Origin of the sequence: Saccharothrix deserti, from assembly GCF_009769385.1 — a bacterium.
GTDB classification, from domain to species: Bacteria; Actinomycetota; Actinomycetes; order Mycobacteriales; family Pseudonocardiaceae; genus Actinosynnema; species Actinosynnema deserti.
In genome coordinates, this window is sequence record NZ_ML775962.1 from 320703 (window position 1) to 339295 (window position 18593).

The window sequence follows — 18593 nt, forward strand, 5'->3', positions numbered from 1 at the left end:
GTTGCCGGCTCGATCCTTCGAGGGCGTGCGGGGACGTGTCTGGCCCGCGCCTGTCGCAGCGGCGTCAGACGGCGGTGAGCAGGGCGGTGAGCGGTTGCGGCATCCGGTCGAGGGCGATCGCCTCGGTCAGCAGGCGGGCGTAGCGGAGCTTGCGCTGCGAGCCCGCGCCGAAAAAGCGCCGCAACTGCGCCGCCTCGTCCCTTCCCCGCCATGCGGGTTGCTGCTGGATGGTGCGGAACGCGCCGAGATCGCCGTGTGCGGCGAGGACCTCCGTCACCTGTGCGGGTCCGGCGGCGCGGATGAGTTCGTCCTCCAGGTCCTCGACGCAGACGAAGAAGCCCAGTCGCCCCAGTTCGGCGCGCGAGCCGGGCGCCCCGACGCCGGCCGCGGCCAGACCCCGCTGGACGATGTGCGCCTCGCCGGCGTCGCAGAGCCCGGCCAGCCGTGCACCGGTCCCCTCGGGGCCGAACCGCCGCAGGTGGCGGGCGACGCCGTGAGCGCCGCCGACGGGCAGGACCACGATGTGCTCGGCCTGCAGGTCGCGGCCACGCCGTGCGGCGAGGGTCTCGACGGCGATCTGGTCGCTGACTCCCTCGACGAGCACGACAACGCGGGCGCTTTCCGCCCGCGCCAGCGCCACGGCGGTCGCCTCGGTCGCGGCCGCCGGCCCTGTCACGTAACCCGCGAGGAGATCCTCGCCGTCGTCCGCCCGCACAGGTCCACTGTCGACCATGTCCGCCGGCAGGCGCCACCCGGTTTCATCGGGAGCCTCATCGGCATGTGCGGACGTCAGGCGGCGTGATCAATTGGCACGTTCGACCAGCGGCACGAGCGAGCGTTCGACCGGGGCCTAGGGGTGTCCCAGGCGTGGAGAAAGTCCCGTTTGTGGGTCGAACAACCCTCACCGACCCCCGAAATCGTCTCTGACGTCGTCGGCGAACACAGCGGGATCGCGCGTTGGCCCGGCTGCGGCGGTTGAGGAGTGGGGTCTCGGCTGGGCAGGCCATGAGGAAGGGTTCTTGTGTTCGGGAACGATCTCAACCGGATTCTGGATCTCGGGGATCCGGAGGAGATGGCGCGGCGGCTCGACGAGTTGGACCGCAGGATGACGCAGGCCGCCGAGGGTTACGAGCAGCTTGAGCGGGTCGCGGAGGGTATGCGGATCTCCGAGGTCGACCCGGCCGGTGTGACGGCCACGGTGGATGTCGACGGGCAGTTGGTGGAACTGGTCACCACCCCCGCGATCGCGAAGCTTCCACCCGAGCGGATCGGGCCGACGGTGTTGGCGTGCATTCGGCGGGCGCAGTCCCGCATCGCGGACAAGTACCGCGAGGCCGCCGAGCAGACCGGCGGCGACGACGAGTTGACGCGGCACGTCGTGGACTCCTACCGGCGACGTTATCCCGCTCAGGAGCCCGAGCCCGGCGTGGGCGGCCCGACGACCGGGAGCGGTCCGAAGACGTTGGCGCTCGGCCAGTTCGAGGACGACTGACCAGAAAAGGCGGGCGCTGCCACAGCACACCAGATGGGGGGAGTCATGACCGACCGGTACGAGGTCGCCGTCGAGGCGTTGACCAAGCACGCGCGCAGCCTGGAGGACCGGGCTGCCGCCGCGTCGGAGGCGTTGCAGGCGGCGATGTCGGTGAGTGTGTCCGACGACGCGTACGGCGTGATCTGCCAGTTCCTTCCGCCGCACATCGATCCGGTGGAGAACGAGGGCGTCAACGCGTTGAAGGCGGCGGTCGAGTGCTTGCAGGAGGACGCGCACGACATCCGGGCGACCGCCTCCGCCTATCGGAGCAGTGACGGCACCAACGCCGCCGGATTCACCGAGGGGATGGCGCGGTGACGGAGAAGTCCCTGGTCGCGAAGCCCGTCGACGAGACCGAGTGGTACAGCGGCATCTCCCAGGTCGAGGACGCGAAGGCCGTGTCCGAGGCCGTCAAGCGTGGCGACTGGATCGAGGCCGGAATCGCCGGGGCGCCGTTGGGCATGGACCTCGCGATGTGCGCCACCGACCCGACGGCGGCGCTGGGCATCGTGGTCCAGGCCGGCGTCGGCTGGCTGCTGGAGCACGTCGAGCCGCTGCGGGACGCCCTGGACAAACTCGCGGGCAACCCGGCGGTGGTCAAGTCCTTCGGCCAGACCTGGCAGAACGTCGCCGAGCGGATGACCGGGATCGCCGAGGACTGCGCGGCCGACGTCAAGGCCGACCTGTCGGAGTGGACGGGCACCGCCGCCGACGCCTACCGGAAGGCCTCGGCCGAGCGAGTGGACGCCCTGCGCGCGACAGCGGAGATCTGTTCCGCCGTGTCCTCGGCGGTGACCAAGGCCGGTGAGCTGGTCACCATGGTGCGCATCCTGGTGCGCGACATGATCGCCGCCCTGGTCTCGGCGCTGATCGAGGCGGTGCTCCCGCCGCTGGTGCTGGTCCGCGCCCACCGCTCGGACTACCGGGTGGGCCGTTGGTTCGGGCCGTCGTGGGCGTCGACGCTGGACCAGCGGATCGAGGTCACCCGGGACGCGGTGCACTTCGCGGCCGAGGACGGCATGCTGTTGCGGTACCCGGTGCCTGCCGGTACCGCGGTGCTGCCGGTGCAGGGAACGCCGTGGCCGTTGGCACGCACCGAGAGCGGCGGGTTCACCATCACCGACCCCGTGCTCGGGCGGACTCTGCACTTCGAGGCGTCCACGGGGAGCGCGTGGCCGATCAGCGCGGTGGTCGACCGCAACGGCAACCGGATCGACTTCGAGCGCGACGGCGACGGTGTGCCGACCGGTATCAGGCATTCCGGTGGTTACCACATCGTCGTGGACACCGCAGGCGAGCGGGTCACCGGCCTGCGCCTGATCGGCGCTACCGCGGAGATCGTCCTGACCGACTACCGCTACGACGAAGCGGGCAGGCTCACCGAAGTGCTCAACTCGTCCAACGCCGCGATGCGCTTCGACTACGACGAAGCGGGCCGGATCACACGCTGGGAAGACCGGAACGGCATGTGGTACCGCTTCACGTACGACGAGGAAGGTCGGTGCACCGGCGGCGAGGGCAGGGACGGACACCTCAGCTACCGGTTCGAATACGACCGGGTGAACCGGGTGACCAGGTCGACCGACTCACTCGGCCACACCACGACACACCACCTGAACGAACAACTCCAGATCGTTCGCGAGGTCGACCCCCTGGGCAACACCACATCGAGGGAGTGGGACCGCCATCACCGGTTGCTGACGTGCACGGACGCCTTGGGCCGCGTTACCCGGTACACCTACGACAACGGCGGCAACCTCACGTCGATCACGCGGCCGGACGGAAGCCTCGTGCGGGCCGAGTACGACGAATCCGGATTCCCTACGACCATCGTGCAACCGGACGGCGCGGTGTGGCGGCAGGAGCACGACAGCCGCGGGAACCTGGTCGCGGTGACGGACCCGACAGGTGCCATCACGACCTACACCTACGACTCGCGCGGCCACGTCACCGAGCACACCGACGCGCTGGGCAACACCCGCCGGATCCGGGCGAACGCGGCGGGTCTGCCGGTCGCCGTCACGGATGCTCTGGGTGCCACCACCGACTACGCCAGGGACGACTCCGGCCGGATCACCGCCGTGACCGACCCCGCGGGCGGGGTGACCCGGTTCGGCTGGACGATCGAGGGCAACCCCCTGTGGCGCAGGCTGCCCGACGGTGCGACCGAGCGGTGGCGCTACGACGGCGAGGGCAACGAGGTCGAGTACGTGGACGCCCTCGGCCAGACCACGCGCATCGACATGGGCCACTTCGACATGCCGACGGCGGAAACGGGTCCCGACGGCGCCCGGACGCGGTTCGAGTACGACACCGAGATACGCCTCACCAGGGTGGTCAACCCCCAAGGACTGGTCTGGCGCTACGAGTACGACGCCGCCGGCAACCTCGTTCGGGAGACCGATTTCAACAGCCGGGTGCTCGAGTACCGGTTCGACGCGGCGAACCAGCTCGTCGAACGCGTCAACGCGGTGGGCGATGTCGTCCACTTCACCAGGGACGCGCACGGCCGGGTGGTGGAGCAGAGGGCGGGCGACGTGGTCGCGCGGTTCGAGTACGACCCGGTCGGCAGGATGATCCGGGCGACCAACACCGACGCCACCCTGGAGTGGCGCCGCGACCCGCTCGGCCGGGTGCTCGCCGAGATCTGCAACGGCCGAGTGGTGGCCTCGACCTACGACGCGGCGGGACGTCGCACTGTGACCGCGGACCGGGGATTCGGCCGGGGACCGGTGGTTCTGCAACGGCGTTCGTACAACTACCGGGCGGACGGGCACGTCACCGCCATCGTCGACCTGCTGTCGGGCTCCCGGGAGTTCGCTCTCGACCCGGTCGGGCGAGCCACCGAGGTGCGCGGTCCGGGGCCGGGCGAGCGCTACGCCTACGATCCGTCCGGGAACATCACCCACGCGGTGCGGTCCGAACCCGACCTCGACGGTGCACGCGTGCACGACGGCACACTGGTGCGCCAGGCGGGGAAGGTCCGGTACGAGTACGACGCACAGGGGCGGGTGGTGTCGCGCAGGCAGAAGCGGCTGTCGTCCGGCCCGCTGGTCTGGCGCTACACCTGGGACGCGGACGACCGCTTGGTCGCTGTGACGACAGCGGACGGTCAGCACTGGCGTTACCGGTACGACCCGCTCGGCCGGCGCATCGCCAAGCAGCACCTGCGGGACTCCGCCGTGGTGGAGCAGGTCGACTTCACCTGGGACGGCGCGGTGCTCGCGGAGGAGTCGGCCCGAGGCCGCGCCACGGTGTGGGAGTGGCATCCGGACGGCGTCCGGCCGTTGTCGCAAACCGAACGCGTCCCAGTGGCCGATGCCCCTCAGGAGTGGGTCGACGAGCGGTTCTTCGCAATCGTCACCGACCTGTCGGGAAGAACCAGTGAGCTGATCGACCCGGCGGGCGAGGTCGCCTGGCACACCCGGACGACGTTGTGGGGTTTCGGACTTGATCACCAGGGCCGCCGGTTCGCGGGTGACGTTCGACTGGACGACCGGATCGGCGGCGACCACGGCCCACCTGGCGCGGATCGACGGCAAGTACTTCGTCGTCCAGTTCTTCAAGGACGGGCCGAGAGCAGGGGAAGTGGCCACCGCGTTCGCCCCGAGGAACGCGCAACTGGGAGCGATGCTGCGAGCGGCGGGAGTGGGATGACATGACTGCGAAGAACGGGCGGGCACCCCGCTCGCCGCTGGTGCAACCGGCTTTCTACTTCGCGCGGCGGGGGACGGAAGAGGTGTTCTTCGCCGTCGTGGACCACCTGATCGACCGGGGTGGGCGAGTGGTCGACGTGGTGCTGGGTGAGGTGGGGGCGGTGGACGCCCTCGCCGACCCGGTGCACGACCGGATCGACCGGGTGGCGGTTCGCGGTCGGGCCGAGCTCGACTCCGTGCGGGCGTCCACCGGGCGCGTGATCGCGGGGGTCGGGCTTGCCGATGTGGGCGCCGGTTCCTCGGGACGTGACGTCCAGGTGCGGGTGCTGCCGATCCCCGAGGCCGCGGTCGGGCGGGACCACCACCCGATCGCGATCTGGTGTGACGGGCGCGCGTTCGAGCCGGGAGCGGGCTCGACGCGGAAACGCGCCGCCGCCGGGGTGCTCGACCTGTTCACCTCCGTGGTGGTTGCCCTGTCGCCGTCGTACGGCGCCATCCTGGTGGAGTGGCCGCTGCCGTGCCCGTACGAGGTCGGAGAACGACCAGACGGGTTCGAGTTCGCGGACTTCTACCTGGCCACCGACTACGTCGGCCGCGAGAAGCTGGACAAGATCGCGGCCTTGGCTAGCGACAGGTGCACCACCCTGCCCGAAGGCACGCTGTTCCTCACCAGCGGCCTGTTCGGCGCGAGAGCGGAATCCGTCGAAGACATAGGGACATGGGCGGCGTTGGCCGTCGTGGCGGCAGATCGGGCGTAGGGCAGACGCCTCAGAGCACGGGGGTAGTGCAGTCATCGAGACCAGCCGCCAACCACGATGAAAAAGATTCAATGATCAACATGCAGGAAAGTGATCACCTTCGATTCAATACTTCGCCGATGGCCATGGGTGGTGATGCCCCCGTGTTCCCTGGACGCGAGAACACATGTGAGTGACGTCGACCAAGATCGATGTGACTTCCGGAAGCGAGTCCTCCCCGGTCGAGTTGTCGATTCGCTCGCGTCGGTGATATGAGTTGTGCTGACCGGCGGTCAGTGGTTGTCCACGCTACCGTGGACGGAAGGAATCTCTTCCGGAAGACCACGATCTTGTCAGGAGCTGCGATGGCCGCTTTGACTTGACATCGCGGCAGCGGTGAAGCGCGACGGCTCGGTTGGGTGGCATCCCGCCGTCCCTCCTCGAAGGATCCCTGCATTGTCGGGTAACCGGGTGGCGAGATCGTCGTAACGGATTTCGAGAATCACATATTCGGTCGAGTGGTGTTTGAGATCGCGTTACCGGTGGAGGATCGAGTCGTACGCCCGGGGTCAACATTTTTCGCGATAGGCGCATGATGGGCGGAGTGGCATTTGCGTGGCATTTGCAGCCGGCATGATGTGACCTCGCGACGAAGTTTTCCGATTCGGCGGCATCGGCGGCATCGACGGCTGGGGATATTACAACTCCCAGTCCGGCGCCCCGGCGCCCCTTGGGGGCGGGTCCAAAAGATCGCCCGTGCGCCCGGCAGCCGGAATGTGTTCCATCACTGATGGGCGCGCCCGCTGTGGTGGGCGCGGCCCTGCCGGTGTCGGCCGTGACATATGCCTATGGAAAAGCTAAGGAGAGAATCGATGTCGGTTGACATTGCGACACAGGTCGGTGACTGGCTCCCGACCAATCAGGCGTACTTGGCCCGGTGGCTCGACGAGTTCATCGAGCAGGTCGAGGAGGACAAGCGGGTCGCGAGGGGGCCTCGCGAGCTGGCGGACCCGCTCAAGAACTTCCGTGAGTTCGTCTATGACAACCCCGAGATCTACGTCCTGTTCACGGATATGTTCGAGCAGCTGTCCCTGAAGGTGACCCCGACTGGATATCCCCAGGTCAAGTCCTTCGAGCACATGTTGGAGCTCATTGACAAGGTGATCAAGACGGTCCCGACGTACAACGAATCAGGGCTCGTTGGATTCCCGATCAACGTGATCCTGAACTGGGCCATGGGAACGCAGGCCGGATTCGCGGCGTTCTTGAACAAGGAGGTGAACACGCAGCTCAAACCTGTGCTGGACGAGTGGGCGACGTACTTGAAGTCGTTCGAGTCGGCGAAGGCGATGGAGGCCGGCGGATGGTTGTCGCCGAAGGCCCTCGAAGCCATGACGGACCCAGGAATGAAGTTCGATGACCTCTTCCAGTGCAATCCGAGAGAGCTGTACTACGGCTTCACGTCGTGGAACCACTTCTTCACCCGAAACTTTAAGAACCCGGAAAAGGACCGGCCCGTCGCCAAGGGCGACGATGTCGTCGTGAGCGCGTGCGAGGCTTCCCCCTATCGTGTGAGCAGGAAAGTGAAGCTCCACGATCATTTCTCCGTCAAAGGGCAGCCGTATTCACTCGCGCACTTGCTCGACACCGCCCACAAGGGGGTCGGGGAGCCCGATGCGGAGGAATTCGTCGGCGGCACGGTGTATCAGGGGTTCCTCAAGGCGCTCAACTACCACCAGTGGCACAGTCCGGTCAAAGGGAAGGTTGTCGCGTGCCGCAAGATCCCGGGTTCGTACTATTCGGAGGCACCCTCGGCGCTGTGCGATGCCGCAGCACCGGACATCTCCCAGGGGTACATCTCCCACGTCGCCACCCGGGCATTGATCTTCATCGCGGCCGACAACAAGAAGATCGGCACCCTGTGCTTCGTCGGCATCGGTATGGCCGAGGTCTCCTCCTGTAACCTCACGGTCGAGCCCGGCGATTCAGTGGTCAAAGGCCAGAAGCTGGGCGAGTTCCAGTACGGCGGCTCGTCGCACTGCCTCGTTTTCAAGCCCGGAGTCGAGCTCGACTTCATCGACGATGTCAAGAACATCAACCGTGACAACCCCAAGACTGTCCGGGTCAACGCCGAGCTGGCGAAGGTCAAGCAGTAAGCGGCGAATGCCCGCAAGACCGTTTCTCATCCCGGCGGAGCCGGAGGACTTTCTCATGGAACATGTCGTGCCACATAGTCGAGGGCGTCAGGTCGGCGTGGGGATCGACCACGCCCGGCGGCATCGAGGTGACCTGGGACGTCCTGGTCGCCTGGAACGGCTATCTGGAATTGGTCGGGTACTGGTGGCCTGAGGGGTCCGTCGTCGGACACGCCCTCCGCCGGCCGGGTGAAGGGCGGGCTGGAGCGGTGCAGTGCCTTCATCGCCGCGGACCGCCTGCGGACATCTCGATCTCGACGACGCTTTCCCGTGCCGATCAGCTTCACGTCCGGCTTCATCCCCGCCGACTTGCAGCCGCGCCAGCATGCGGATCAGCGCCACGGAGGCGTCCGGGACCGGCCCGCCGAACGCACCGCTGTGCACCGGCCGCTCCAGTGTGCTGACCCGTACCTCGACGTCCACTACGCCGCGCAGCGAGGTGGTGAAGGTCGGCTTGCCCAGCTGGTAGTCCCCGGTGTCGGCGACAACGATGACATCGGCCTGGAACAGCTCGGGGTTGTCCAGGACATGCTGTTCGATCCGGTCGCCGGACTCCTCCTCGCCCTCCACCACCACCACCTTCAGGTGCACCGGCACTTCAGCTCGACGTCCTTCATACCGGCCCCGGTCAGCAGCTTCCTGACCTCGCCCGCCGCCTCGCGGAGCTCGGGGCTGTTCTTCGCGCGGTACCGCGGTACACCGACTGGATGGGCACCAGCTACAGGTCGTCGGTGATGCCCTTCATGAGCTTCTTGACCTTGGCGGGCAGGTCCTCCTGGCCGCCGGTAGCCCCCCGACCATGCAGTTCACACTGGGATACCGGCACACCACCGCATCGAGCACGGCTGTCACGCCAGGTCGTCAGCACAAGCTCCGGGGCACCGCTGTGCCCGGACTCGTTCCGGATCGCCGTGCTGCAGGTGGTATCGCCTGCTCCACTCGGCGGAGGTCATCGGCCGGACACCGGTTTCCGGCAGCGCCATAAGTGCTTCCCTGCGGTGAAGGGCGGGTCGTGGTAAACCCGTTGACGCCGATGTGCGAGCACGGCGGCGGTGGGATGCGCTACGTCGCTACCGGCTTCACCGAATAGGATGGGAAATCGCAGCCGCTGGCTTTGCGTCGCCGGTACTTATTTATGTGCGGTGGTGATGGCCGCGGTCTTCGCGCCCGTTGTGGAGCTGGTGGCTTTGTTGATCGCTTCTGCGTACTTTTGGGCGGTGCAGTCTTCCTTCTTTGGCTGGCACTTTTGTATCTCGTCGTAGTTCCAGATGAACCCGCCGGAGATTTTGGCTCCAGCCTTGCGCAATGTGCTGAGATTGTCTTGCACCTGTGTGGGTGTGCAGCCCTTGTTGCAGTTATTGCCGTGCAGGCTCGGCAGGCCGGGCTCAAGAGACATGCCTTTCATCGCCTCGGACCACTCGTCAAGGCACGCTTTTGTGCAGTTGTCAGAGCCGCCGTTGTAGCATTGCAGGTAGACACGGTCCACTCTCGAGCCGAGCTTGTCTTTGACCGCCCTCCAGTAGTCTTTCCTGTTGAATGGCGCAAAGGTGAAGTTCTGACACGCGATCTTTTTCGTCTTGTCGGCCTTCCTGATCTTCTCGATCATGTTGGCGAATTTCACGGTCGAGGCTTCGTCGTAACAATCCTCGTCGTCGCTGTTGATCGCATCTGCGCCGATTGTCTCCAGCAATGCCTTGAAATTGCGGTACAGGATGGAGGTGTCACTGTCGCCGTCTTTCGCGTTGATCAGCTCCTTGATCTTTTCCCAGTCCGCTTTCTCGTTCGGAGGTGTGTATGAACCGATCGAGATCTCGACGCGCTTGATCTTCGTGGTGTCCGTCCCTGTCGGTGTTTTCAACTGCTTCACCAGCTTGGGCCATTCTTTGTTCCCGACGTACGTCCCGTCGGAGACGATGCGGATGTCGTTGTAGATCAGGTCGTTCTTCTTGATGCCGTTCGTCTCGTCTTTGTCGGCGATGTGGATGGTCCAGAGGATGACGGTGGTGAATCCTGACTGCTGCAGGTCTTTTAGGACTTTCTTGGCGTTGGCGAGGTTGTCTGTGCCGTCCTTGCGCTCTGGGTAGATGGGGCCGCCGATGAAGACGGCCGAGCGGCCGGCGGTCGCGGCTCCCGGCCGTGTCGCTGTGTGGTCCATGATGGGGCTCCTTGTCTTCGTTTTTCGGTCTGTCGGCCTGTCGTCCGTTGTCTACCCCTCAACAGCGCTGATAGTGCTGGAGGATGCTGCGCCAACCGATCGAGTCGCCGGCAAGCGTCGTCCTGCCGCGTTCGGGTCGATGTGCGACACAGGGTCATCGTGGGGCCCGGTGCCGGGACAGCTCGCTGTGCCACAGTGGGGTTGGGCCTGATGTGGCCGTGTGCGGAGTGTGTCGATCACAACCTGGGCGCGATCTCGGGGACGTCGTTGTGCCTGGTCTCCTGCTATCGGTGACGGTGCTATTGCTGGGGGTAGGTAGGGGTGTAGGCGGTTGAGGAGTTGGTATTCGAGGTCCTCGGGATCATGGACATGCCGGCGTGAAGCTGCTGACCGGGACCACGTTGAGCCGCCCTCAGACGGGCTACTACCGGCTCTGCTTCACCGCGACCGACCGGGAGCGGATGGTCGAGGCAGTGGAGCGGATGTTCCGGTACCTGTACGGGCGAAAGGCCGCCGCCTGACGACCTCGTGCGACCGTCGGAAACAGTCGGCGTGGTGTTCGCCGGGCCCGGCAACACCTAGGCCATGACCGCGGCGTGCATCCTGCTCGACGCCTGCGAGCGGGCGTACATCGACATCCGCTTCGGTCGCCGTGGCCGGAACCGGCCAGGGGGCCCCGCGCGCCAAGGTGCGGCCTCATGCTCCCGATGACGAGTCGATCTCAGGGGGTGGACGTGGACGGGCTGCTGCCTTCCGTGGCCAACACGGGATACCTGCGGTTGGCCGAGGAGTTCCGCAGGATCCGGAGGTGCGCGCGAAGAGCCGGGCGACCGCCTGGTCGGACGACGGGCTGGTCGAGGCGACGGTCGACGCGGGCGACCGCCTGGTCGGCCTGCGCCTGGATCCGCGAGTCCACCGCAACCCCGACTCGGCCGCGCTGGCGCGGACCGTCCTGGACACCGTGCACGCGGCGAACCGGGAGGCCACCCGGACCGCGTTCGAGGACGCGGCCACGGCCTGGTCGAGCGCCGCCGCGACCATCGGCAGCCTGGAGGGCCAACTGGGCCGGGGCGTTCTCGGCCAGGCGTTCATGGGCAGGTACCGCGCCGGCGCCGAACAGGTCGCGCGTGAGGTCGGCCGGCGCCTGGCCGCGCCGGGAGAGCTGGCGGGCGCGGGGCTGGCGAGCGCCGCCGAGTACACGCAAGCCGACACCACCGGCCGCGGCCGGTTCGAGGGGCTGTCATGACCATCCCCGAACCGAGTGGTCCACTGTGGACGGAGGTCAAGGCGCGCTACGACCCTTGGCCGCCGGACGACGAGGTGGTGGCGCAGCAGCTCGGCACGGCCTGGCGCGGAGCGGCGGGCGCCGTCAACGACGCCAGCGCACAGGTGACCACCTCGGGTCAGGCCGCGCACGCGTCCTGGCAGGACACCGGCGGGGACGCCATGGGGGCCGGGGCGGCGGCGATCGGCACGACGTTCGAGCAGCTCGGACAGCAGCAGCTCCAGCAGGCGGCGTTGGCCGAGGACTACGCCACCAGCCTGATCCGGGCCAAGCAGGGCATCCACGACGTGATCGCCGAGTACTCGACCGGTCTGCACCTCAACGGCACGATCAACCAGCCCAGCGCCGAGGACCCGTTGATCGACCTGGAAGCGCAGGCCGGTGTGCAGGTCACCGGCCCGAAGCTGGAACAGCCGCTCGGACCGGTCACCATCTCCGCCCAGCCCGAGTTCTACGTCGGTCCGGGCGCCAAGTTCTCGTTCGACCCGAACTACGAGAACGGCAAGTTCAGCCTGGGCCTGAAGATCGGTGCCTCCCCGTTCATCGGCGGTGGGTTGAACGGCGGGGTCACGCTCGACTTCCCGGAGATCTACCGGAGCCTCTTCCCCTCCTGACCCGCAAGGACCGGAACGGACCGACTCGACCCGAACGGAGTGACCCGTGCGCGGAGAACTGTCGCTGCCCATCGCGTTCCGGCTTCCGCCGGGTTGGCTGCCGGTGCCGCCCGACGAGGTCGGCGCCGGAGGGGCGGCGTTCGTCGCCATCGACACCGCCACCCACGGCTCCGGTTTCACCGCCACCATCGTCATCGACGAACTCGACGCGGGGTGGACGCCCGCCGAGCCGGCCGACCTGTCCGCAGCCGCCCTGCCGACCGCGACCGTCACCGACCGCGTCGAGCGGATCGGTCCCCACGGTCCGCGGCTCACCCAGTCGCTGAGCCTCACGACCACCGCCGGGCAGGAGGTCGTCCGGGTCGAGGAGTACCTGTCCCTGCCCGACCCGGCGAACCCCGACCGCCGCGGTGTGGTGCGGTTGAGGTGCACGGCCACCCGTGACCAGGCCGACGACGGAGCCGCCGACCTGGCCGAACTGGTGACCGGCCTGCGTCCGACCGAGCCCCGCTGAGGCCGGTGTCACGTCGTCCCGGGCTCGGACTCGGGCGCCGCTCCACCCCCGGTGCGGTCGCGTAGGCCCGAGGTGCACGACGACGAGTTCGGCGGTCCGGTGATGAAGGATCAGGGTTGGGTGACCTGTGGTCGCTCCGGTGCCCCGCTGTGTGCCTGATGGGGCTCCGCGCGGCGGAGTGGTGCGGGCCGTGGCGGACGACGGCGCGAAAGGCATCGATCAATGACGTCGCAGTGCTTCCTGCTGTACCGAGCCGCTGGACTGCCGGACCCGGGCTTGCTCATGCGGTTTCCGGTGCGACGGCTGCGGCGTCTCCACCACCCGGATCCAGGCGTGATCGCACACACGCCTGACGCAGTGGCCGACTTGGACCGGCTCACCGGACGTCGGCCGAAAGCGAGTTGCGGCCGACCGAGGGCGGTTGCTGCACTGTGCGGGTGATCGAGGTCCGGTGGGAGAGACAGTTGCACCAGGCCGGCTCCGACACCGGTCTCGCGGTGGCCGCCAACGGCCAGGTGGTGGTCCACGAGCGGCACACCAGGCTGGTGTGCCTGGATCCGGTGGACGGGTCGGTGCGATGGGACATCCCCGTCGGGAAGTGGCTGCGAGCCCTCGTCGCCACCGGGCGACGGTGTCTGGTGCTGCCGCAGGACACCGACCGGTTGCTGTGCGTGGATCTCGATACCGGGGAGCGCGTTTGGAGTGCCGATCTCCGTGGGTGGACCGGGCACGTGGTGGTCGCGGGCGACACGGTCCTGGTGGGTGGCTGGCGCGGTTACACGCCACTTCGCGCGCTGGACCTCGCCACAGGCCAGGTTCTGTGGGAGACGGCCGACTGCACGCACACCGTGCGCCCGGCGGCGGTCGAGGGCAGATTCCTGATCGGCGAGCCGGCCGGCTCGTCGGCGCGGTTGATCGACGCCCGTGAGCCGCGGGAATCGTCGGCCTGGCTCTTGCCACAGCCGCTTGTCGATCCCGACTACCGGGCGGCGTTCACGGCGGCGGGCCGTGACCGCTTCCTCATGCGGTGTGGTGATCACGCCGTGGCGGAGATCGTGCCCTCGACCGGGACCGTGCGGGAATTCGTCCTGCCCGGAAGCGATCTCACGCAGGCGGCGCCGGAGTACGTCGACGGCAGGCTCTGGGTGTCGGAACGTCGAGCGGGCTATGTCGTCGTGGATCTCGCCGATGGTCGTGTCCTGCACAGGATCGACGTCCGGCAACCCCTGGCCGGTCGTGCCGTCCCCATCGGTTCCGGGGTCGTGATCGCCGGCACCGCGGGAACCCTGTTCCGCCTCGGCGCCGACGGGCAGGTCGTCGAGCGCGCCGCAGTGGCCCGCCGGATCCGCGCACTGCATGCTCTGGGCCCGGCCCACGTGCTCGCCGTGACCAAGGGGACATTGCTTGCCGCAGCGGTCGGGAACCGGGAATGACATTGCCGAACCGGCACCGGGCCGGTGGCCGAGCGCTCGGCCACGGTCGAGTCGTGGATTCTGTGCTGTGCCTCGGAGAACCGTTCGAGCCGACGCCGGGTTCGCACCGCGAGCCGTCGAGTCGCGGCCGACCTCGTCCTGTCCGCCGGTGAACAATCCCCACTCGCCACACCGTTGGAGGCTAGGGAACCGCGCCGTCCCAGTCGTCCAACCACGGGTGTATGTCACCTACCGCGTAGGTTGACCCGACTCGACGTTCCAAGGCGATGGGCTGGTCAAGGCCTCGGGTTTACGCTCATGCGGTGTTCGGCAAGGCCGGGCAAACATGGGGCAGCCCGGTGTCAAAGGACTTCCGGGCAACAGGCGCCGACGGCTACGCCCGAGGTGCCCGCCGCCGACCTGGTCGACCACGACTTCGTCCGCGACGCACCGAATCAGCTCTGGATCCCCGACGTCACCGAACACCGCACTCGTGAGGGCAAGGTCTACTGCGCGGTGGTGTTGGACGCCTTCTCCCGCAAGGTGGTGGGCTGGTCGATCGACAGCCGCCAGGACGCCGCGCTGGTGACCAACGCGCTCGGCATGGCCCTGCGCAACCGCGAGGCCGCAGCGGGCACGGTGATCCACTCCGACCACGGTGTCCAGCTCGGGTTCAACCGGTCGTCGCCGGTTGAGTGGGGGTCGTGCCGGATCGGCCGTCGCGTGCTGGTCGACGCTCCGGACTTTCGTGGGGCTACGACAGCACAGGCATACCCCCGGGGGCATGCGTGCTACCGTTGGAACAGATACCCCAGGGGGTATCCTGACTTCAGGAGCTGATGTGACGCCCGAGATCGACCAGAACGGTTTCGCCGCCCGCCTCGCCGAGGGAAACGCCTTCGTGCTCGACGTCCGCGAGGCCCGTGAGTACCGCCCCGGCCACGTCCCGGGCGCCCGGAACGTGCCGCTGAGCGTGCTGCCCGCCCGCGTGGCGGAGCTGCCCAAGGACCGACCCGTCTACGTCATCTGCCAGACGGGCGGTCGCAGCGCCCAGGCCACCGGCCTCCTGCGCGCCGTGGGGATCGACGCCGTCGACGTCCTCGGCGGCACCGGCGCGTGGATCGACTCCGGCCGTCCCGTCGAGACCGCGAAGGCATGAGGGGAGCGAACCGATGATCACCGTCCTGCCCATCGACACGCCAGGACTCGGCGACCGCACCTACCTGGCCCACGACGGCGCGGTGGCCCTGGTGGTCGACCCGCAGCGCGACTACGACCGGGTGCTCGGCCTGGCGCGGGCCGCGGGCGTGCGCATCACCCACGTCTTCGAGTCCCACATCCACAACGACTACGTGACCGGTGGCTACGAACTCGCCCGTGAGGAGGGTGCGCAGTACCTGCTCAACGCCGACGACCCGGTCTCCTTCGAACGGGTCGGCGTGCGCGACGGCGACGTGGTCGAGGTCGGCGACCGGATGCGGGTGGAGGTCCTGCACACCCCCGGCCACACCCACACCCACCTGTCCTTCGCCCTGTCGGAAGGCGGTGAACCGGTCGCGGTCTTCACCGGCGGCTCACTGCTCTACGGCTCCACCGGCCGCCCGGACCTGCTGGGCCCGGACCACACCGACGCGCTGGCGCACGCCCAGTGGCACTCGGCCCGCCGGTTGGCAGGCGTTCTGCCCGACGCCACCGCCGTCTACCCGACGCACGGTTTCGGCAGCTTCTGCTCGGCCACCCAGTCCGAGGCCACCACCGGCACCATCGGCCAGGAGAAGCTGTCCAACCCGGCGCTGACCCGGGAACTGGACAGCTACGTCGAGGAACTGCTCGCCGGGCTCGACGCATACCCGGCGTACTACGCGCACATGGCCGCCGCGAACTCCGCCGGACCGGGCCGGCCGGACCTCTCACCGCCCGCCGAGGCCGATCCGGTCGAACTGCGGCGCCGCATCGCGGCCCACGAGTGGGTCGTCGACCTGCGCAGCCGGACCGCGTTCGCGGCCGGGCACGTCGCGGGCACGGTGAACTTCGGCCTCGACGGCCCGTTCGTCACCTACCTCGGCTGGCTCATCCCCTGGGGCACGCCCGTGACGCTGCTGGGCGAAACCGTCGAGGACGTCGCGGAGGCGCAGCGCGAACTGGTCCGCATCGGCATCGACCGCCCGGCCGCGATGGCCACCGGCAGGCCCGAGGACTGGGCGGGCGGCGAGCCGCTGCGCCACGGCCACCTTCGCCGACCTCGCCGCCGAGTCGGCCCGGGACCCGAGGACCGTCGTCCTCGACGTGCGCCGGAACCAGGAGCGCGCCGAACAGCACATCGCCGGCTCCACGCACATCCCGATCCACGAAGTGCTCGACCGCCTCGACGAGATCCCGGCAGGCCCGATCCGGGTGCACTGCGACGGCGGCTACCTCGCCGGCGTGGTGGCCGCACTGCTCGACGCCCACGGGGTCGACGTCGTGGCGATCGACGACACCTTCGACAACGCAGGCCCTGCCGGTCTGCCCCTCGCCTCCGCCCCGGAACACCAGGAGATCCACGCATGACGCGGCACCTCGGCACCGTCGACGGCCCATCGCTCCAGCAACGCCTCGACGACGCCACCAGCCCCGCCCCGCGCCTGATCGACGTCCGCACGGCCGCGGAGTTCGAGGCCGGGCACATCCCCGGCGCGGTCAACGTGCCGCTGGACGTGCTCAAGGAGCGGTTGGACGACCTGTGTCCCCTGCTGCGCGGCCAGGACATCGTCCTGGTCTGCCGATCGGGGCAGCGCGCCGGCCAGGCTCAGGAGGCGCTGGCCGGCGCCGGCCTCGGCGACAGCCAGGTGCTCGCCGGCGGCATCGCAGACTGGGAGAGGACCGGCGGCGAACTCGACCGCGGCCGACAGGTGTGGGAGCTGGAACGCCAGATCCGCTTCGTGGCCGGCGCAGTGGTCCTCGCGGCCGTGCTCGCCAGCGTCGTCGTGCCGCAGGCGAAGTGGCTGGCGGCTCTCATCGGCGGCGGGCTGGTCGTCGCCGCCTTGTCGAACACCTGCGCTTTGGGCATGGCACTGGCTCGGATGCCGTGGAACCGCCGCCGCGGCGAGTCGCCGATCGACCGGCTCACCGCGGACCGGCTCACCGCGGACCGGTGACCCGATGCTGACGCTGACCGTCGCGCTCGCCGTCGTCGTCGGGATCACCTTGGGCCTCCTCGGCGGCGGCGGGTCGATCCTCATGGTGCCGCTGCTGGTCTACGTGGCCGGCATGGACACCAAGGAGGCCATCGCCGCCTCCCTGGTGGTCGTCGGCGTGACATCGGCGGTCGGCGTCCTCGGGCACGCCCGCGCCGGACGGGTCCGCCTGCGCACCGGCCTGCTGTTCGGTCTCGCGGGCATGGCCGGCGCCTTCGTGGGCGGACTGGTCGGTGGCCACCTGCCCGGCCGGCTGCTGATGGCCGCGTTCGCGGTCATGATGGTCGCCACCGCCGTGGGCATGCTGCGCGGTCGCAGGCACGTCGCCGCCTCGTCCGCGCACCCCGACCTGCCGGTGGGCCGGGTGCTCCTGGACGGGACCGTCGTCGGCCTGGTCACCGGTCTGGTCGGCGCGGGCGGCGGTTTCCTCGTGGTCCCCGCCCTGGCGCTGCTCGGCGGCCTGCCCATGTCCGTCGCCGTCGGCACTTCGCTGCTGGTGATCGCCATGAAGTCGGTCGCGGGTCTGACCGGCTACCTGGCCGCGGTGCCGATCGACTGGGCCCTCACCGGTGCGATCACCGCCGCCGCGGTCGTCGGCAGCCTCATCGGCAACCTGCTGGTGCCCCGTATCCCGGCGGACGCGCTGCGCCGGGGGTTCGGCTGGTTCGTGCTGGCAACGGGAGCGTTCGTGCTGGCCCAGCAAGCCCCGGACCAGCTGCGCGTCCCCGCGCTCCTCGCCGTCGCCGGCATCGGCGTCGCCGTGGGCACCTGCCTGGGGTTCGTGCCCCGCTGCCCGCTGCGGCACATCGGTGCCACCGGATCCCGTGCGACGGCCGGGACGTGAGCCGGACGCCGCGCGGGCCCGGAATGTCCACGGCCCGCGCGGCGCTGCACCATTGCAGTACCCACCGGGGTATCCAACCCCGGTGGTGAGGAGAGGATGAGCGGCATGCAACTGGAGAACGCCCAGGTCGTCGGCGACGTCATCAAGCGACTGCGCCGCGCCGAGGGCCAACTGGCCGGTGTGATCCGGATGCTGGAGGCCGGCCGGGACTGCGAGGACGTGGTCACCCAGCTCGCCGCCGTCTCCCGCGCCCTGGACAAGGCCGGCTTCGCGATCATCGCCACCGGCCTGGAGCAGTGCATCACCGCCGGCGAGAACGGCAACAGCCTCGACCGGGCAAAACTGGAAAAGCTCTTCCTCTCCCTGGCCTGAGGTGTCCCGACACCGCAGGTGGTGCAGGCTCGCCGTGGGCCTCGCGGCAGGACTTCATGCGGAGGCGGGCCGGTGGGCCTGCGGGCTGACGGGCTGACGGGC

General features: G+C 68.7%; 19 protein-coding genes and 1 pseudogene. 17 read left to right on the forward strand and 3 right to left on the reverse strand.

Annotated features, from left to right (window positions below; all coding sequences use genetic code 11):
- Window positions 1–64 precede the first annotated feature (64 nt).
- Entirely contained in the window at window positions 65–715 is a 651-nt protein-coding gene (locus tag FM051_RS08410) for a TOPRIM nucleotidyl transferase/hydrolase domain-containing protein (RefSeq protein ID WP_202918738.1), read from the reverse strand.
- Window positions 716–1021: 306 nt separating this feature from the next.
- On the opposite strand from FM051_RS08410, the gene FM051_RS08415 reads away from it, so the two are divergent.
- The 5 genes from FM051_RS08415 (at window position 1022) to FM051_RS08435 (ending at window position 8080) form a co-directional block, all read left to right on the forward strand.
- Complete coding sequence (locus FM051_RS08415; RefSeq protein ID WP_158842328.1) at window positions 1022–1492, forward strand: hypothetical protein; 471 nt, start codon at window positions 1022–1024, stop codon at window positions 1490–1492.
- Window positions 1493–1537: 45 nt separating this feature from the next.
- On the forward strand, window positions 1538–1849 hold the full coding sequence (locus FM051_RS08420) for a type VII secretion target (RefSeq protein ID WP_158842329.1): 312 nt from the start codon (window positions 1538–1540) through the stop codon (window positions 1847–1849).
- Entirely contained in the window at window positions 1846–5193 is a 3348-nt protein-coding gene (locus FM051_RS08425; protein ID WP_158842330.1) for a DUF6531 domain-containing protein, read from the forward strand. Before FM051_RS08420 ends, FM051_RS08425 begins: the two co-directional genes overlap by 4 nt.
- Complete coding sequence (locus FM051_RS08430) at window positions 5190–5945, forward strand: hypothetical protein (protein ID WP_158842331.1); 756 nt, start codon at window positions 5190–5192, stop codon at window positions 5943–5945. The genes FM051_RS08425 and FM051_RS08430 overlap by 4 nt, the downstream gene beginning before the upstream one ends.
- Window positions 5946–6796: 851 nt before the next feature.
- Entirely contained in the window at window positions 6797–8080 is a 1284-nt protein-coding gene (locus FM051_RS08435) for a phosphatidylserine decarboxylase family protein (RefSeq protein WP_158842332.1), read from the forward strand.
- Between the two features lie 87 nt (window positions 8081–8167).
- Here the strand turns inward: FM051_RS08435 and FM051_RS08440 are convergent, their stop codons facing one another.
- Window positions 8168–8716 (reverse strand): hypothetical protein, encoded by a 549-nt coding sequence (locus FM051_RS08440; RefSeq protein ID WP_158842333.1) that lies wholly within the window; start codon window positions 8714–8716, stop codon window positions 8168–8170.
- A 532-nt stretch (window positions 8717–9248) separates the two neighbouring features.
- On the reverse strand, window positions 9249–10274 hold the full coding sequence (locus FM051_RS08445) for a lysyl endopeptidase (protein ID WP_158842334.1): 1026 nt from the start codon (window positions 10272–10274) through the stop codon (window positions 9249–9251).
- Window positions 10275–10651: 377 nt separating this feature from the next.
- Here FM051_RS08445 and FM051_RS08450 point away from each other — a divergent pair, with 377 nt between their 5' ends.
- From FM051_RS08450 to FM051_RS08500, 12 genes and pseudogenes are all read left to right on the forward strand, one after another.
- Window positions 10652–10795 (forward strand): hypothetical protein, encoded by a 144-nt coding sequence (locus FM051_RS08450; protein WP_158842335.1) that lies wholly within the window; start codon window positions 10652–10654, stop codon window positions 10793–10795.
- Between the two features lie 287 nt (window positions 10796–11082).
- Entirely contained in the window at window positions 11083–11520 is a 438-nt protein-coding gene (locus FM051_RS08455) for a YbaB/EbfC family nucleoid-associated protein (RefSeq protein ID WP_202918739.1), read from the forward strand.
- Window positions 11517–12173, forward strand: coding sequence for a WXG100-like domain-containing protein (locus FM051_RS08460; protein WP_158842336.1), 657 nt, complete (start codon window positions 11517–11519; stop codon window positions 12171–12173). Before FM051_RS08455 ends, FM051_RS08460 begins: the two co-directional genes overlap by 4 nt.
- A gap of 46 nt (window positions 12174–12219) precedes the next feature.
- The gene (locus tag FM051_RS08465) at window positions 12220–12687 is read left to right on the forward strand and encodes a hypothetical protein (protein ID WP_158842337.1); all 468 of its coding nucleotides are present in this window, start codon (window positions 12220–12222) and stop codon (window positions 12685–12687) included.
- A gap of 437 nt (window positions 12688–13124) precedes the next feature.
- Window positions 13125–14120, forward strand: a complete 996-nt coding sequence (locus FM051_RS08470) for an outer membrane protein assembly factor BamB family protein (protein WP_158842338.1) — start codon at window positions 13125–13127, stop codon at window positions 14118–14120.
- Window positions 14121–14504: 384 nt separating this feature from the next.
- Entirely contained in the window at window positions 14505–14939 is a 435-nt protein-coding gene (locus FM051_RS53940; protein WP_158842339.1) for a DDE-type integrase/transposase/recombinase, read from the forward strand.
- A gap of 1 nt (window position 14940) precedes the next feature.
- On the forward strand, window positions 14941–15258 hold the full coding sequence (locus FM051_RS08480; protein WP_238412231.1) for a rhodanese-like domain-containing protein: 318 nt from the start codon (window positions 14941–14943) through the stop codon (window positions 15256–15258).
- 13 nt (window positions 15259–15271) lie between these two features.
- Window positions 15272–15751: pseudogene (locus FM051_RS54455) on the forward strand (MBL fold metallo-hydrolase); the annotation flags it as partial.
- A gap of 634 nt (window positions 15752–16385) precedes the next feature.
- Window positions 16386–16649 (forward strand): rhodanese-like domain-containing protein, encoded by a 264-nt coding sequence (locus FM051_RS54460; protein ID WP_338019464.1) that lies wholly within the window; start codon window positions 16386–16388, stop codon window positions 16647–16649.
- On the forward strand, window positions 16646–17236 hold the full coding sequence (locus FM051_RS08490) for a rhodanese-like domain-containing protein (RefSeq protein WP_158842341.1): 591 nt from the start codon (window positions 16646–16648) through the stop codon (window positions 17234–17236). The genes FM051_RS54460 and FM051_RS08490 overlap by 4 nt, the downstream gene beginning before the upstream one ends.
- Before the next feature lie 4 nt (window positions 17237–17240).
- Window positions 17241–18119 (forward strand): sulfite exporter TauE/SafE family protein, encoded by an 879-nt coding sequence (locus FM051_RS08495; protein ID WP_158842342.1) that lies wholly within the window; start codon window positions 17241–17243, stop codon window positions 18117–18119.
- A gap of 105 nt (window positions 18120–18224) precedes the next feature.
- Window positions 18225–18491 (forward strand): metal-sensitive transcriptional regulator, encoded by a 267-nt coding sequence (locus tag FM051_RS08500; RefSeq protein WP_158842399.1) that lies wholly within the window; start codon window positions 18225–18227, stop codon window positions 18489–18491.
- Window positions 18492–18593: the final 102 nt, after the last annotated feature.